The organism is Streptococcus peroris ATCC 700780, from assembly GCF_000187585.1.
In the GTDB taxonomy this organism is placed as follows: domain Bacteria; phylum Bacillota; class Bacilli; order Lactobacillales; family Streptococcaceae; genus Streptococcus; species Streptococcus peroris.
On the sequence record NZ_GL732463.1, the window covers coordinates 873,764 to 890,574 of the forward strand.

18 protein-coding genes are annotated in these 16,811 nt (G+C 38.9%); 3 read left to right on the forward strand and 15 right to left on the reverse strand.

What is annotated here, in order from left to right:
* Positions 1–28: 28 nt before the first annotated feature.
* The 5 genes from dprA to gyrA all read right to left on the reverse strand — a co-directional run bounded on the left by dprA (position 29) and on the right by gyrA (position 6,418).
* On the reverse strand, positions 29–886 hold the full coding sequence (gene dprA / locus HMPREF9180_RS06195; protein ID WP_025168688.1) for a DNA-processing protein DprA: 858 nt from the start codon (positions 884–886) through the stop codon (positions 29–31).
* Between the two features lie 111 nt (positions 887–997).
* Positions 998–1,933 carry a 4-hydroxy-tetrahydrodipicolinate synthase gene (gene dapA, locus HMPREF9180_RS06200; RefSeq protein ID WP_006145651.1) on the reverse strand — a complete coding sequence of 312 codons (936 nt, stop codon included), beginning with the start codon at positions 1,931–1,933 and terminating at the stop codon, positions 998–1,000.
* 50 nt (positions 1,934–1,983) lie between these two features.
* Positions 1,984–3,060: an aspartate-semialdehyde dehydrogenase gene (locus tag HMPREF9180_RS06205; RefSeq protein WP_006145653.1), complete on the reverse strand. Its 1,077-nt coding sequence runs from the start codon at positions 3,058–3,060 to the stop codon at positions 1,984–1,986.
* 140 nt (positions 3,061–3,200) lie between these two features.
* Positions 3,201–3,950, reverse strand: coding sequence for a class A sortase (locus tag HMPREF9180_RS06210; RefSeq protein ID WP_006145655.1), 750 nt, complete (start codon positions 3,948–3,950; stop codon positions 3,201–3,203).
* A complete protein-coding gene (gyrA, locus tag HMPREF9180_RS06215; protein ID WP_006145656.1) occupies positions 3,950–6,418 on the reverse strand; it encodes a DNA gyrase subunit A in 2,469 nt (822 codons plus the stop codon). The genes HMPREF9180_RS06210 and gyrA overlap by 1 nt, the downstream gene beginning before the upstream one ends.
* A gap of 194 nt (positions 6,419–6,612) precedes the next feature.
* On the opposite strand from gyrA, the gene HMPREF9180_RS06220 reads away from it, so the two are divergent.
* Entirely contained in the window at positions 6,613–7,599 is a 987-nt protein-coding gene (locus tag HMPREF9180_RS06220; RefSeq protein WP_025168689.1) for an L-lactate dehydrogenase, read from the forward strand.
* 60 nt (positions 7,600–7,659) lie between these two features.
* Here the strand turns inward: HMPREF9180_RS06220 and sdbB are convergent, their stop codons facing one another.
* The 10 genes from sdbB to HMPREF9180_RS10490 form a co-directional block, all read right to left on the reverse strand.
* Positions 7,660–8,220, reverse strand: coding sequence for a thiol-disulfide oxidoreductase-associated lipoprotein SdbB (sdbB, locus tag HMPREF9180_RS06225; protein ID WP_006145660.1), 561 nt, complete (start codon positions 8,218–8,220; stop codon positions 7,660–7,662).
* Between the two features lie 12 nt (positions 8,221–8,232).
* Positions 8,233–8,940 carry a thiol-disulfide oxidoreductase-associated membrane protein CcdA2 gene (gene ccdA2 / locus HMPREF9180_RS06230; RefSeq protein ID WP_025168690.1) on the reverse strand — a complete coding sequence of 236 codons (708 nt, stop codon included), beginning with the start codon at positions 8,938–8,940 and terminating at the stop codon, positions 8,233–8,235.
* 125 nt (positions 8,941–9,065) lie between these two features.
* Positions 9,066–9,926, reverse strand: coding sequence for a methionyl aminopeptidase (locus HMPREF9180_RS06235; RefSeq protein WP_006145662.1), 861 nt, complete (start codon positions 9,924–9,926; stop codon positions 9,066–9,068).
* A 14-nt stretch (positions 9,927–9,940) separates the two neighbouring features.
* Positions 9,941–11,218, reverse strand: coding sequence for a CBS-HotDog domain-containing transcription factor SpxR (gene spxR, locus HMPREF9180_RS06240; protein ID WP_006145663.1), 1,278 nt, complete (start codon positions 11,216–11,218; stop codon positions 9,941–9,943).
* The gene (locus tag HMPREF9180_RS06245; RefSeq protein WP_006145664.1) at positions 11,211–11,762 is read right to left on the reverse strand and encodes a GNAT family N-acetyltransferase; all 552 of its coding nucleotides are present in this window, start codon (positions 11,760–11,762) and stop codon (positions 11,211–11,213) included. Before HMPREF9180_RS06245 ends, spxR begins: the two co-directional genes overlap by 8 nt.
* Positions 11,763–11,779: 17 nt before the next feature.
* Positions 11,780–13,039: a UDP-N-acetylglucosamine 1-carboxyvinyltransferase gene (locus tag HMPREF9180_RS06250; protein WP_006145665.1), complete on the reverse strand. Its 1,260-nt coding sequence runs from the start codon at positions 13,037–13,039 to the stop codon at positions 11,780–11,782.
* Between the two features lie 273 nt (positions 13,040–13,312).
* On the reverse strand, positions 13,313–13,606 hold the full coding sequence (gene rpmA / locus HMPREF9180_RS06255) for a 50S ribosomal protein L27 (RefSeq protein WP_000916509.1): 294 nt from the start codon (positions 13,604–13,606) through the stop codon (positions 13,313–13,315).
* Between the two features lie 16 nt (positions 13,607–13,622).
* Positions 13,623–13,967 (reverse strand): ribosomal-processing cysteine protease Prp, encoded by a 345-nt coding sequence (locus HMPREF9180_RS06260; RefSeq protein ID WP_006145666.1) that lies wholly within the window; start codon positions 13,965–13,967, stop codon positions 13,623–13,625.
* A 15-nt stretch (positions 13,968–13,982) separates the two neighbouring features.
* Positions 13,983–14,297 (reverse strand): 50S ribosomal protein L21, encoded by a 315-nt coding sequence (rplU, locus tag HMPREF9180_RS06265; protein ID WP_000109141.1) that lies wholly within the window; start codon positions 14,295–14,297, stop codon positions 13,983–13,985.
* A 140-nt stretch (positions 14,298–14,437) separates the two neighbouring features.
* Positions 14,438–14,560: a hypothetical protein gene (locus HMPREF9180_RS10490; RefSeq protein ID WP_279624964.1), complete on the reverse strand. Its 123-nt coding sequence runs from the start codon at positions 14,558–14,560 to the stop codon at positions 14,438–14,440.
* Between the two features lie 200 nt (positions 14,561–14,760).
* Between HMPREF9180_RS10490 and HMPREF9180_RS06270 the strand changes: the two genes are divergently transcribed.
* Both HMPREF9180_RS06270 and HMPREF9180_RS06275 read left to right on the forward strand, forming a co-directional pair.
* Positions 14,761–15,738: a Gfo/Idh/MocA family protein gene (locus HMPREF9180_RS06270; protein ID WP_006145668.1), complete on the forward strand. Its 978-nt coding sequence runs from the start codon at positions 14,761–14,763 to the stop codon at positions 15,736–15,738.
* The coding region (locus HMPREF9180_RS06275) for a DEAD/DEAH box helicase (protein WP_006145669.1) at positions 15,735–16,811 on the forward strand (1,077 nt) is incomplete at its 3' end. The genes HMPREF9180_RS06270 and HMPREF9180_RS06275, both read left to right, overlap by 4 nt.

Here is a 16,811-nt window from a genome sequence, read left to right on the forward strand (position 1 = left end):
AAGTTTGCTAGATGAAATGATTCTATGTCTAAAACTCAAATTCGCCGAGAATATCCTGCCCACATGTTGCCAACTTTGCTCCCTCCTGAATCAAATGATGACACCCATCTGAGCGCCCATCCAAAATAGAACCTGGGATAGCAAATACATCTCTACCTTCCTCCATAGCACGTTCACAAGTGATCAAACTTCCTGATCTCATCTTGGCTTCAGCCACAATGACTCCTCTACACAAGCCTGCAATAATCCGGTTTCTAGCTGGGAAATGATATTTCAAGGGTTCTTCACCTGGACCGTACTCGCTTAATACTAAATGATTGTCTCCAATATATTCCTGTAAACGTTTATTGGCTCTAGGATAGTAAACATCTAGACCCGTCCCGATAACCGCAATCGTTTTACCACCTTTTTGTAGAACTGACATGTGGGCTGCTGTGTCAATTCCCTTAGCAAGTCCGCTTACTACAACCAATTCATTTTCAAGTTCTTCAATAACTTTTTTCACAGATTTTGTACCTACTTGACTACAAGAGCGACTACCCACAACTGCAATCTTTGGTAATTTTAAGAGATTTAAATCTCCTTTATAAAATATCAATACAGGAGCATCATAAATTTCACTTAGCGCAATTGGATAAACATCATCCAAAATAGAAAATGAAGGAAACTTTTCAAAATCCTTTTGCAATCGTTCCATACTTTCAAAGGTAAGTTTGTGATAACGTTCCATAAAAGCCACTGGATTTCGACACTCTGAAGCTTCTGCGATGGTCTCTAAACTCAATTCTTGATCATAAATTTCTCCATATTGAAGAACATTTAACACTTGTTGATTACTTAATCCTGCCTGTTTTAACTTATAAATTTCAAAATTATCAATCTTAATTTTCATGATCGACTCCTTTTTTTCTATCTATTTATTTATTCGTAAAAAAAGAAAAAAACTTCCCAAAAATTTAACTTTTTTAGGAAGTTTCCATTATTAATAATGATGATTTTAGTAATCAGGACGAAGAACTCCTGTGACAGTTGCCTTGGTTGCCTCATAGTCCCCATCAATAACAACCTTGATAATGCGTTTGGCATCCTCTTCAGGGCAAGGAACTAGCGGTAGGCGAGTTGGCCCAACTTCAAATCCCATATAGTTGAGAACTGCTTTAACGGGTGCAGGACTTGGATAAGAGAAAAGAGCATTGACTTTAGGGATGAATTTACGTTGAATAGCCGCTGCTTTCTTCAAGTCACTTTCTTCAATAGCCGTAAGCATTTCATGCATCTCATCACCATTGGTATGTGATGCAACAGAGATAACCCCGTCAGCACCAAGATTCATCGCATGGAAGGCATCTCCATCTTCACCAGTATAAACCAAAAACCCTTCTGGCTTATGCTCAATCAAGTAGGCCATATTCGCAAGACTCGTACATTCCTTGACACCAATGATGTTTGGATGTTCTGCTAAGCGAAGTAAAGTTTCTGGAGTCATTTCGACTACTACACGTCCAGGGATATTATAGATAATAATTGGTAAATCAGAGGCATCTGCAATAGCTTTAAAGTGTTGGTACATTCCCTCTTGAGAAGGTTTATTGTAGTAAGGAACAATCGCAAGACCAGCCGCAAAACCACCAAACTCTGCTACTTCTTTAACGAATTCGATAGAGTCACGTGTGTCATTTGTCCCCACACCAGCGATTAAGGGGACACGGCCATTGACAACCTTCTGAACGGCGGCAAATAATTCCAACTCCTCATCGTGGGTCAAGGTTGGACTCTCAGCGGTTGTCCCTGCTAGAAGGATACCATCCGTATGGTGAGCCAATAAATGCTCAATCAAATCTGGAATCGAATCGAAATTTATAGAACCATCCTCATGGAAAGGAGTAATAAAAGCCGTGATAATTTTACAATCTTTTAAATCTTGATAAGACATACAAAATACCTCTCTACTTTAAAGAAGGAGTTCAAAAGAACTCCTACACATTATTTCAATTCAAATTTTAATTCAGCAGTTGGATGAACTAATCCGCGTTCATGTAAAGTTTCTGCGATTTGAACTGAGTTCCAGGCAGCACCTTTAAGGAGGTTATCAGAAACCACCCACATATGGATTCCTTTTTCTGCATCCAAGTCCTTACGGATACGCCCGACGAATGTATCACGTGAACCAACAGCATTTACTGCTTGAGGATAGATTTGGTGAGCAACATCATCTTCAAGAACTGCACCTGGGAAGGCAGCAATAGCTGCTTTCACTTCTTCAATTGGGGCCACTTCTTTTGTTTCAATATAGACTGACTCAGAGTGAGCTGACAAGACCGGAATACGCACACAGGTTGCTGATACGGCAATGCTATCGTCTTCCATGATTTTTTTGGTTTCGTTTGTCATCTTCATCTCTTCGTAAGTGTAGTCATTGTCAGTGAAGACGTCAATCTGAGGAAGTGCGTTGAACGCAATTGGATAATGTTTCTTGTCCCCACCACATGGCAAGATGTTTGCTTGGACATCACGTGGATTCACACCTTCATTCAAAACTTCTTTCAACTCACGCTGTGTTTCAAGAATAGCACCCATACCAGCACCTGAGACAGCTTGGTAAGTAGATACGATGATACGTTCCAAGCCCCATTTTTGGCGAACAGGCTCAAGAGCTACCATCATTTGAATAGTTGAACAGTTAGGGCAAGAAATAATTCCGTTGTGAGCATCAAGTGCGTGAGCATTCACTTCAGGAACAACCAGTGGCACATCTGGATTTTGACGGAAGTAGGAAGTATTATCTACAACAACTGCTCCTGCTTTAACAGCATAAGGTGCGAATTTTGCAGAAGTTGAACCACCAGCAGAGAAAAGAGCAATATCAACACCTTCAAAAGAATCTTCTGTGGTTTCTTCAATGGTCACATCTTGACCCTTGAATTGTAAGACCTTCCCTGCAGAACGTGCAGACGCAAGGTAGCGAATATTTTCAATTGGAAGAGTTGATTCTTCTAACATTTTGATCATTTGAGCACCTACGGCACCTGTAGCACCGACAACAGCAACTGTGTATCCCATAACAAACCTCTTTTGGAATTTTCTAAAAATTTCTGTAATAGAGCTATTATACTACTTTTTAAGAAAATTGAAAAGTCTTTACCATACCTATTTTCTGAAAATGACAAAAAAGGCCGCTAATACTAGCGAACCTTTTATTACTATTCGTAAAATTGCTTGTATGGCTTATTAAAAGCGTTTAAAATATCTGATGGAGTATCTGCATATGATTTTGTCTCTATCAAATTTCCTTTAACGATAATTCTTTCAACAGCATTAGCATCTTCACAGGTCACCAAGGTAACCTCACTAACACCATCTCGTTCATCAATTACATCTACTCGATCAGGAGTTACAATTTTGACTTCTTCAATCTCGTATGTATAGACTTTTTCTTTATCAGTGAGATAAATTTTCATTCCTTTTTGAGCACGAGCAAGAGGTGAAAATAACTTCTTATCCGCATTTTCTCCAGCAAATATCCGGTGACTCGCCAAAGAATAGTTTCCTTCTCCCATTACCTGATTTGGTTTCATTGTCCCAGCACCATAGAAAAGGTTAACATTTGCGAGTCCTTTAAATATAGGCAAGTTCATTTCAAGTTCTGGAATTGCAATTCCACCAATAACAGGAAGCTGTTGGGAATCCCATTGAGCTGATAGCACTGCCTCTGATGATAGAGCTTTAACTGAGTTAAAATCAAAATTTCCATCCGCAGAAGCATTTTTATCAAGTGTTTCTTTAGAAACTTGTCCTACCTGATACTTATTGGTATTTAAAATCATAAAGAAATTTCGAATCTGTGAATTAAAAATTAAAGCTAGAGACAAAAGGATTAAAAACCCGGATATAATATTAATCAGCAGATTCTTATGCTTATTCTTTTTTCTTTTAGTTCTTTTTTGAGACATTATTCTTCACTTTCTATTTCATTTTCTGCCCCAACTTCTTCTTTCTCTGCTGCCGCAACTGTCGTAAAGGTCACAATTTTAGCATCCTGATCAAGACGCATCACTTTAACTCCCATAGTTGAGCGTCCTGTTTGCGAAATATTGGCAACGTTTGTTCGAATCATCACACCTTTATCTGTAATGATCATCAAGTCTTCATCACCCGTAACAGTCAAAAGACCGGCAAGTGGACCATTTTTATCGGTAACATTGGCTGTCTTCATACCTTTACCACCACGGCCCTTGGTCGGATATTCTGTAGCGACCGTTCGCTTACCATAACCTTTTTCGGTGATAATCAGAACCTCATCCTGATCAGTAATAACACTGGCTCCAACTACTGTATCACCTTCACGAAGGTTCACCCCTCGAACACCAGTAGCACTACGGCTCATACTGCGAACAGTTGATTGGTTAAAGCGGACTGCGTAGCCTAGTTTTGTTCCGATGATGATGTCCATATCTTCTTGAGTAAGGAGAACATTAATTAACTCATCTTCATCTTTCAGATTTAAGGCTTTGAGACCGTTTTGACGAATGTTTGCAAATTCTTTGACGCTCGTTCTCTTGACAATACCTGCTCGAGTTGTGAAGAAGAGGTAAGCATCATCACTACGTTCTGAATCAACATTGATAATGGTTTGGATACTTTCTCCTTCATCCAGCTTCAAGAGATTCACAACAGGCAATCCTTTGGCTGTACGACCATACTCAGGGATTTCATAACCTTTAAGTCGGTAAACTCGCCCTTTGTTGGTAAAGAAGAGTAAGTGATCATGGGTGCTAGTAGATACCAACTCACGCACAAAGTCATCATCCTTGACGCCAGTACCTTGAACACCACGTCCACCACGTTTTTGAGCAGTAAACTCGTCTTGATCCAAACGTTTGATATAACCTTTGTTTGATAAAGTGATGAGAACATCAGATTCTTCAATCAAATCTTCATCTTCGAGTGTCAAGACTTCACCGACCATCAACTCAGTACGACGTTTATCACCAAACTTACGTTTGACCTCATCCAATTCTTCCTTGATGATTTGTGCCACACGATCTGGCTTAGCAAGAATATCTGCTAAGTCAGCAATCAATGCTATGAGTTCATCATACTCAGACTGAATCTTATCACGTTCCAAACCTGTCAAACGACGGAGACGCATATCAAGAATTGCTTGACTTTGACGCTCAGAAAGCTTGAACTTGCTCATCAATTCTGCTTGAGCCTCTTCATCAGTTTCACTGGCACGGATGATACGAATGACTTCGTCAATATGATCTAGTGCAATCAAGAGACCTTCTAAGATATGCGCACGCGCTTCAGCTTTCTCTTTATCAAACTGAGTGCGTCGAGTCACCACTTCTTTTTGGTGCTCAATATAAGCATCTAAGATTTGACGCAGAGAGAGAATCTTTGGAACACCATTTTGAATGGCCAACATGTTAAAACCAAAGCTAGTTTGCATCTGAGTCATCTTGAACAAGTTATTTAAAATGACATTGGCAGACGCATCCCGTTTCACTTCAATGATGAAACGTACACCTTCTCGGTTTGACTCATCACGAACAGCTGTAATACCTTCGATACGCTTTTCTTGTACTAATCGTACAATGTGCTCATGCACTTTCGTCTTGTTAACCATGTATGGAAATTCTGTAACAACAATACGCTCGCGACCAGTTTTAGTGACCTCGATTTCAGTGCGAGAACGAAGTACGATAGAGCCTTTTCCTGTTTCGTAGGCTTTATAAATACCTGATTTCCCCATAACGAGAGCACCAGTTGGGAAATCTGGACCAGGCAGTACTTCCATCAATTCTTTGGTTGTAACTTCTGGATTATCCATGACCAACTTAACAGCATCAACGGTCTCTCCTAAGTTGTGTGGCGGAATATTGGTCGCCATACCAACTGCGATACCCGTTGCTCCATTGACCAAAAGATTTGGAAAACGTGCAGGCAAAACTAAAGGTTCACGCTCATTGGCATCATAGTTATCAACAAAATCAACTGTATTTTTATTGATATCACGAAGCATTTCAAGAGCAATCTTGCTCATACGTGCTTCGGTATAACGTTGAGCAGCAGCTCCATCACCATCCATAGAACCAAAGTTTCCATGTCCGTCTACAAGCATGTAACGGTAACTCCACCATTGTGCCATACGGACCATAGCTTCATAGATTGAGGAATCTCCGTGTGGGTGGTATTTACCCATAACATCCCCAGTAATACGAGCGGACTTCTTATGAGGTTTATCAGGAGTAACTCCTAATTCATTCATCCCATATAAAATACGACGATGAACTGGTTTCAATCCATCACGGACATCAGGAAGAGCTCGAGCAACGATAACACTCATGGCGTAGTCGATAAAGCTAGTCTTCATCTCCCTTGTCAAATTGACATTCACTAAATTTTTATCCTGCATTAACAAATGCCTCATTTCACTATTAATAACTAGTTTTATTATACCATAAATTCTTGTCTATTTCAGTGTTCTGAAACGTCTAAAACGTTTACATAAAAAAGTAAATAGGTTATTCGTGACAAAGCTTTTTAAAAGTGCTAAAATGAAGATGAACGGGAAATCCCACAATAAAAATAAAGGAGATGTTTAGGCAAATGACAGCAACTAAACAACACAAAAAAGTTATCCTCGTTGGTGACGGTGCCGTAGGTTCATCTTACGCTTTCGCTCTTGTAAACCAAGGTATCGCTCAAGAACTTGGTATCATTGAAATCCCTCAATTGCACGAAAAAGCTGTTGGTGATGCTCTTGACCTTAGCCACGCCCTCGCTTTCACTTCACCTAAGAAGATTTATGCAGCTGAATACGCAGACTGTGCGGATGCTGACCTCGTTGTAATCACAGCAGGTGCTCCTCAAAAGCCAGGTGAAACTCGTCTTGACCTTGTAGGTAAAAACCTTGCAATTAACAAATCAATCGTAACACAAGTTGTTGAATCTGGATTTAACGGTATCTTCCTAGTAGCTGCTAACCCAGTTGACGTTTTGACATACTCTACATGGAAATTCTCTGGATTCCCTAAAGAACGTGTTATCGGTTCAGGTACTTCACTTGACTCAGCTCGTTTCCGTCAAGCCCTTGCTGAAAAATTGGATGTTGACGCTCGTTCAGTTCACGCCTACATCATGGGTGAACACGGTGACTCAGAATTCGCCGTTTGGTCACACGCTAACATCGCTGGTGTGAACCTTGAAGAATTCTTGAAAGATACTCAAAATGTTCAAGAAACTGAATTGATCGAATTGTTTGAAGGTGTTCGTGATGCTGCTTACACAATCATTAACAAGAAAGGTGCTACATACTATGGTATCGCAGTTGCCCTTGCTCGTATCACTAAAGCAATCCTTGATGATGAAAATGCAGTACTTCCACTTTCTGTATTCCAAGAAGGTCAATACGGAATTAAAGAAGTCTATATCGGTCAACCTGCTGTTGTTGGAGCACACGGAATTGTACGTCCAGTAAACATCCCATTGAACGATGCTGAACTTCAAAAAATGCACGCTTCTGCTAAAGAATTGAAAGCAATCATTGACGAAGCATGGAAAAACCCAGAATTCCAAGCAGCTTCTAAAAACTAAGTTCACATAGAAATAAAAAGTCTAGACAAACTTGTCTAGACTTTTTTATTTCAAAATAGTTTAATCCATTTTAGCAAATGCTGCTTCAGCATCTGCATTACTAATTACTCCTAATTGAATCTTAGCAATTTTACCATTGGAATCAATAAGATATTCTGTTGGGATACTTCGGATTTGGTAAGCTTGGAAAATGCTTCCTTTTGTATCATACAGAACAGGAATATTCTTATAACCTTGTTCTTCAAACCATTTTGGAAATTGGTCTATAGTTTTTTCACCTTGGATCCCTGGTGCAATAACTGATAAAATTTCAAAGTCACGATCTTCCTTAGCAGCAAGTTCCATCAATTCTGGCATACTTTTCTTACATGGTCCACACCAAGAAGCCCAAAATTTAAGATAGACTTTTTTACCTTTATAATCAGACAATTTGACTTCTTTTCCATCCATTGATTGAAGAGTGAAATCTGGTGCCTCTGCTCCCACAGCCACTTGCTTCACAGTCGTTTGTTGCTGTGGTTGACTCTGAGTTGTTTGGCTTGGTTTACTCTCTTCTTTGCCACAAGCAAACAGAAGAAATAGCGACAAGAAACTAAATCCGAAATAAATAATTTTTTTCATATGTAACTCCTTTTATCCTAAAATACCCGATAATATATTTAACTGTCCCAACATTAATAAAATTCCCATGAGAATGATCAGCAAACCACCAATTTTCTTTAATAAGAGTATATGGGATTTGATTCTACTAAAAAACGGCATGATAAGACCTGATGCCAAGGCCAACACTAAAAATGGAAGTGCCATTCCAAGAGTGTAAACAAGAGTTAGTAAAGCTCCCTGAAGTGCTCCATTTCCTCCTGATGCAGCCAATGCTAAAACAGAACTTAAAACTGGTCCGATACAAGGAGTCCAGCCAAAACTAAAGCTAATTCCTAATAGAAAGGCTGATAGATACTTGCTGGACTGTTCCTGTTTAAACTTTAGTGTTTTTTGTACCTCTAATTTTTTTAGATGAAGGATTTCCATCTGATGTAATCCCAATAGGATAATAACAACTCCCATAGTATAACGGAACCAGTCAGCATAGAGTATGTTCCCAAGAAATCCAGCTCCGAAACCAAGGATAAAGAAAATAAGAGAAATACCTGCAATAAAACAAAGAGTGCGAATCAATCCAGACCAGGAAACATCTTTACCCAAAAAACGAAATGTCTTCGACTCCTCTTGATCATCTAACAAAATTCCAGCGTAGACTGGTAACAAGGGAAAGATACAGGGAGAAAAGAATGACAAGACCCCAGCTATAAAGACAGAAATAAAAAATAAAATACTTTCCAATTCAGAACCTTCTTTCATTTAGTTATATTTTATTTTACTATAAAAGAAAACGTTTGTAAGATATCTGCTACGCAAATTTATTTTCAACTTTAAAAGATCAAAAAAGGAGCTTAGCTCCTTTTTACTTAATAAGTTCTTTCTTCACCCTGACTAGTTAAGATAACTGGCCCATCCTTTGTAATCACAAATTGGTGTTCATATTGACAAGAAAGGCCTCCGTCAACCGTTTTATGAGCCCATCCTGTTTTCATATCAGTATCAATTTCCCAATCACCTGTGTTAATCATCGGTTCAATTGTTAACACCATACCTTCTCTTAAACGAAGTCCTCGGCCTGCAATTCCATAGTTGGGAACCATTGGTTCTTCATGCATGGTTGGTCCAACACCGTGACCTACCAAGTCACGAACAACACCGTATCCACGACTTTCTGCATATTCTTGGATAGCAGCGCCGATATCACCAATACGATTTCCGACAACTGCTTTCTCAATGCCTATATACATAGCTTCTCTAGTGACTTCCATCAAGTTCTTTACTTGCTCAGAAGGTGTTCCAACTGCATAAGCCCAACAAGAGTCTGCCAAACCGCCTGTATAGCTTTGAGTATATTTCTTCACTTGTTGGACTTTGTCAAAGTTTAACTTAGAAACGTCTAATTCAGACTTGGCAATAGGACCTCCTAAAACCATATCTACTTTTAGTAAGTCTCCGTCTTTAAGAATATAATGTCGCGGAAATGCATGCGCAACCTCATCATTTAGAGAACAACATGTTGCGTAAGGATAATCCATCACCGCTCCGTCAACCCCAATTTGTAAGGGAAGGAAGTTTTCTTCTTTACAACGGCGACGTACATATTCTTCGACTTCCCACATATCTACACCTGGTTTGATGATTTCACGCAAACCGATGTGAATACTTGCAAGAAAATCACCCGCCTTATCCATTGCTTCGATTTCTCTAGCTGATTTTAATGTAATCATGTTTTCTCCTAATTCTAATTAATTTTTACAGTTACATTTGCTTTTGATACTATTTGGTGATTGAGATAAATGTCATAATCAATAATTGCTGACCGTCTCGTATGATGGATAATTCGTGCCTGAATCCGTAAAATATCATCAATCTGAACAGCCTGTAAGAAATAAATCAACATCTGTTCAATGATAAGATTACGTCCACTATTAACAACCAAATCCTGCGTCATATGGGTTAAAATTTCTGCAAGAACTCCATTAGCAAGGACACCATTTTTTTCAAGCATGAATGGTTCAACCGTAATGACAACTTCGTCATGATGGTATGATAACTTCTGACCAATCTGCTCAGAAAATGTTGGGAGAGCTGAGACCTGAGAACGACTCATTTTTTCCATAACATCACGTCTAGTAATGACACCAAGCAAGGTTTGATTGCTCCGTACAACAGGTACCATTTCAAAATCTTCAGCAATCATTCTCTGGCTCACGTTAGCAATATTTGTGGCTAAACCTGTCATGTAGACAGTTCTTGTCATGACCTTATCAATGGTAGTCCCTGGTGATTTATCTCCGGCATCACGCATGGTCACAACACCAACAACAACCTTGTGCTGATTGATAACAGGGAATCGACTACTTCTATTCTTACGAACTAAATCTAAATAATCTTTTACAGTATCCGTTTCTTGTAAAAAACCATATTCATGACAAGTGCGATAGATTTTTTCAACCGTTAAAATATCTGTCTTTATTTGTACATTTGACAAAGCTCGGTTAATCATGGTTGCAATGGTAAATGTATCATGTTTACTGCGTAACACTGGGATATTTTTTTTATTAGCAGCATCCAAAACATCTTTATGAACTTCAAATCCACCCGTTACCAAGACAGCATTTTCATTTTCAAGTGCCAATAATTGGATCCGTGTTCTATCACCGACAATAAGTAGACCACCATCATGAAGATAAGAAAGAATATTTTTTTCTGTCATGGCTCCAATGGAGAATTTACTGAATTCTCTCTCCAAACCTGCTTGGCCAGCTAAAACTTCTGAACCAGTGACTTCTGCAATTTCTGCAAAGGTTAATCTCTCAATGGCAACTTTTTTGGACTTGACACGGACAGTTCCACTTCGAGGACGTGTTTCAACCAATCCTCTATTTTCAGCTTCTTTGATAGCACGATAAGCTGTACCATCACTCACTCCCAGCCTATTTGAAATACTTCGAACACTGACCCGTTTTCCGACTGGTAATTCTTCTAAATAAGCTAAAATTTCTTGGTGTTTACTCATTTAGCTCTCCTTTTGTATAGCGAAATTCTAGATAATCCCGCATCTTACGAGTATATCGATCACTACCCTTGAAACGACGATATAGAACGAAGCCTGATTTTTGTGCAACCTTTTGACTAGCACTATTTTCTAAATGCGTCACAATAGAAAGTTGCTTTAATTCAAACTGATCCATAGACAAATCGCGTAATTTAGTCACTGCTTCCGTCATATATCCTTGAGACCAATAATCTTTCCTTAAAAAATAGCCAATTTCTGCTTCTTTACGGATTTCATCCAGCTTTTCAAACTTGATGGCTCCAATCATCTTCTGTGCTTTCTTATCACAAATCGCCCAAATTCCCAAAGGTGATTTCATAAAGTAGTTAGCAAGAGCATATTGACTTTCCTCAATGCTGGCTTGCGTAGGAAAAATAAATTGGAGATTTTCAGGGTCTGATGCTAGAGCATGAAAGTCATCTACATCCGTAAAAAAGAATGGACGGAAATACAAACGTTCCGTCTCATAGAAAGAATACATTGCTAATTTTGTCCAGATATTCATTGTGTTCCTCAAAATGTCTAATCTTCGATTAGCTCAATATCTGCTCCAAGGTTACGTAATTTCTCAATAATATTTGAGTAACCTCGTAAGATATACTCAACACTAGTAATCTCAGTTCTACCTTCAGCCATAAGGCCTGCAATAACTAGGGCTGCACCTGCACGTAAGTCAGTCGCTCTTACACTTGCACCGTGTAAAGAATTACCACCCTTATAGATAATGTGATCATTAGTCGTTGTAATATCTGCGTTCATTTTAGCTAATTCAAAGACATGGTTCACACGTTTTTCATAAATGGTATCAATCAGTGTTCCTCGTCCTTCTGCTTTCAACAAAAGTGGTGTAATCGGTTGTTGAAGGTCTGTAGCAAATCCTGGATATGGAGCAGTTTTGATATTAACAGCTTTTAGATTTTTCTGCTCTTCAACAAAGATACTATCTTCAGAAACAGTCATATGAACACCCATTTCTTCTAACTTAGCAAGAAATCCTTCAAGATGTTCATAAAGTACATTATTAATAAGGATTCCCTTCCCTACGGCTGCAGCTAAGGAAATATAAGTTCCAGCTTCAATACGGTCTGGAATAACTTGATGCCGAGTTCCGTGTAAGGATTCAACACCATCAATGGTAATCATATCTGTACCTGCACCACGGATATGAGCTCCCATATTGTTTAACAATGTTGCTACATCAATGATTTCAGGCTCACGAGCAGCATTCTCAATAACTGTACGGCCTTGAGCTTTAACCGCAGCAAGCATTGTATTAATGGTCGCTCCGACACTGACAGTATCCATATAGATATGTGCGCCATGCAATTTAGAACCATTTGTGGAGAGATTCATATTGTCTCCCTCGTAAGTTGTAACGGCTCCCATCGCTTCAAATGCTTTTAAATGCAAATCAATCGGACGAGGTCCCAAGTCACATCCACCAGGCAAACCTACTGTTGCCTCACCGAAACGACCTAGAAGACTCCCATAGAAGTAATAAGATGCACGAAGACTATTAATCTTACCGTATGGCATTGGTTTATTTTGAACTCCACGAGGATCTATTTCTAAAACATCGTCATAGCGTTTAACACTAGCTCCCATGATTTCCATTATATCAATCAAACTAGCCACGTCTGAGATGTCTGGTACACAGTCCAAGATGACAAGATCATCTGATAAAATAATAGCTGGAATCAGAGCAACCACACTATTTTTTGCTCCGCTAATGGTTATCTCACCCTTTAATGGACGGCCACCGTTAATGACAATTTTTTTCATTAATTACTATAAACTCTTTCACTATTTATTCATGAGGTCTCACCTTATATTATATCATATTTCTTTCTTTTTTTCTATTGATGTTGATGAAATATATTGCTAAAGACTATACTGAATCCAAATAATTTCCAAAGTATTCTTAAAACATTACTTTCTCTAATTTTATGGAACAAAAAAGCCTTCCGAGAATCTCGAAAAGCTCTATTATATGCTAGTTAAAGCCTACTAACCTTCCATTTTAAGGCTAGAGATAAAAAGGTTTACTAACCCCTTTTATTTTGCGATAGGGTATACAGAAACTTGTTTCTTATCGCGACCTTTACGTTCAAAGCGTACTACGCCTTCAACTTTAGCGAACAAAGTATCGTCTCCACCACGTCCAACGTTTACACCTGGATAGATGTGTGTACCACGTTGACGGTAAAGGATTGATCCACCAGTTACAGTTTGTCCGTCAGCTGCTTTAGCTCCAAGACGTTTAGCTTGTGAATCGCGTCCGTTTGATGTAGAACCTCCACCTTTTTTGTGGGCGAAAAGTTGCAAGTTGTTAAGAGTCATTTTTAACATAATGTTTTCCTCCGTGTTAGTTTTCTGTGATAACTCTGGTTTGGACGAACTCAGATGAGTTCTCCGATAAGTTTGCCATACCTAAGAAAAATGATTCAAAAAATAATTGTGTCATTTCTCTCTGGTGAGAAGGAAGATCTTTTGGAATTTCAACCATCAGATAACCCCCTTCATCTTCGTTTAATTCTAAGATTGGTTCATAGCCTGCAAATTTCTCAATGGAATTGATAAAGTTTATGGCAAGCGTAGAAACCGATGCACACACGACATCTAGGCCGTATTCGCCACTCTCGGCGTGTCCACTAATCTCCGCACTCCTCAGCTCGCCATCTTCGGCTCTCTCAAAGACTGCTTGTATCATGTGTTCTCCTTAAAATTAAGCGTTGATTGCGTTGATGACAACTTTAGTGTATGGTTGACGGTGACCTTGTTTACGGTGGCTACCTTTTTTAGGTTTGTACTTGTAAGTAACAACTTTCTTTTGTTTTCCTTGTTTTTCAACAGTTCCAACTACAGTAGCTCCAGCAACAAGTGGAGTTCCGACAACAGTGTTTTCACCACCAACAAGAACAACTTCGTTAAAAGTAACTTCTTGACCAGCTTCAACGTTCAATTTTTCAACGTAAACTGCTTGACCAACTTCAACTTTAACTTGTTTTCCGCCAGTTTTGATAATTGCGTATGTGCTCATTATGCACCTCCTATGATTTTTTGGGGTTTCCCCGAATTTTTGTGAAGACTCGCCTAGCATCGTGGGACGAACCACTTAAAAGAAGAGCTCCAAATAGAACAAAGAATAAACTAGGAATGAAGCCTAAGACATAACTTATGTTAGGCAAGGCGATCATGACGAAGTTTAAATTTGTTATAAAACGAGCGACGATGTTCGAGCGGTTGCACAGGCATGTGCATAGTCAACTCTACAAGTATAGCATGATTCCAAATTTTTGACAAGTATTTTCAATCAAAATGATGCTTTTCTTTGCTTTTTTTAATTTATGAATATCTATCTTGTTCAGTATTTATCTGTGAGATAAAATCATTGTTCTAAAAAAGCTCAAAGAGTGACTACTAATCTCAAAAGAGCTCTCTAGCTAGTTCACCCTATCTGTGATATAATAAACACAATGAATCGTTTTTAAAAAGGAGTCTCTATGCTTAAACTCGGCATTATCGGAACTGGCGCAATCAGCCATCATTTTATCGAAGCAGCTCATACAAGTGGAGAATATCAACTGGTTGCAGTCTATTCAAGAAAAATCGAAACTGCAGAAAGGTTTGCTTCTCAATATTCAAATGTAACATTATTTGACCAGCTAGATGAATTTTTCAAGCATCCATTTGATGTGGTTTATGTTGCTAGTCCAAACTCCTTGCACTACAGCCAAGCTAAAGTTGCTTTATCTGCTGGAAAACATGTTGTCCTTGAAAAACCAGCCGTCACTCAACCACACGAATGGCAGGAATTAATTGAAGTCGCTCAAGAAAATCAACGGTTTATCTTTGAAGCAGCACGTAACTATCATGAATATGCTTTCGCTACAATTAAGAACTTTTTAGCTGATAAACATGTTTTAGGTGCAGACTTTAACTACGCTAAATACTCTTCTAAGATGCCTAACCTACTTGCTGGCGATACTCCTAATGTTTTCTCAGACCGTTTTGCAGGTGGTGCACTTATGGATCTTGGTATTTATCCTCTCTACGCTGCTGTTTGCTTATTTGGAAAACCGACTCGTGCAACCTATCAAGCTCAGAAACTAGATAATAGCATTGATTTAAATGGGGATGGTATTCTCTCATATCCTAACTATCAAGTACACATCAAAGCAGGAAAGAATATCACTTCTAATCTTCCTTGTGAGATTTATACTACTGATGGAACCTTGACACTTAATACAATCGAGCATGTCCAATCAGCTACTTTTACAGACCATCAAGGAAATGAAGTTCAACTTCCTATCCAGCAGGCTCCTCATACCATGACAGAGGAAGTCGATGCTTTCGCACATATGATAAATCAACCAGACCAGACACTCTATCAGCAATGGCTTACTGATGCAACAGATGTACATCAAGTTCTCTATGCCATGCGACAAGATGCTGGCATTAGATTTGAGGCAGAAAAATGAAAACCAAACTACCTACCGAATGGCAAGAATTGATTGATCAACTGGGATTCCAAGAATTCACTCCCATTCAAGAACAACTGTTTAATCCTATTTTAGAAGGAGAATCACTCCTTGGAGTCAGTCCTACTGGAACAGGAAAGACTTTAGCTTATCTCCTACCTAGTCTTCTCAAACTGCAAAAGAAAAAAGCACAACAATTATTGATTTTAGCACCTAATACTGAGCTTGCTGGACAAATTTTTGAAGTCACTAAAATCTGGGGTGAGGCTATCGGATTAACAGCTCAGCTATTTCTATCCGGTTCGAGTCAAAAACGCCAAATTGAACGACTAAAAAAAGGACCAGAAATTTTGATCGGAACTCCCGGTCGTATCTTCGAACTCATTAAATTGAAAAAAATCAAGATGATGAACGTGGAAACAATCATTCTTGATGAATTCGACCAGTTGCTAGATGATTCTCAAATCCACTTTGTAGAAAAGATTACCCACTACGCACCTCGTGACCATCAACTTATTTACATGAGTGCCACTACCAAATTTGACCAAGATAAGATTGCACCTAACACGCGCATCATTGACCTATCAGACCAAAAGTTAGACAACATCCAACACTTCTACATGCAGGTGGACCAACGTCACAGAGTAGATATGCTTCGTAAACTGGCACAGGTTGAAGATTTCCGCGGCCTTGTCTTCTTTAATAGCTTGTCTGACCTTGGAAGCGCCGAGGAAAAATTACAATATCGTGATGTTTTAGCAGTTTCGCTAGCTAGCGATGTCAACGTTAAATTTAGAAAAGTTATTCTAGAAAAATTCAAAGATAATCAACTGACACTACTTCTTGCCACAGACCTTCTCGCTCGTGGTATCGACATTGATAGCTTGGAATGTGTTGTCAATTTCGACGTCCCTAGAGATATGGAAACCTATACCCACCGTGCAGGACGTACAGGTCGTATGGGTAAAGAAGGATATGTCATCACTCTAGTAACGCATCCAGAAGACCTTAAAAAGCTGAAGAAATTTGCAAGTGTACGTGAAATTGTCTTGAAAAATCAGGAACTCTATATC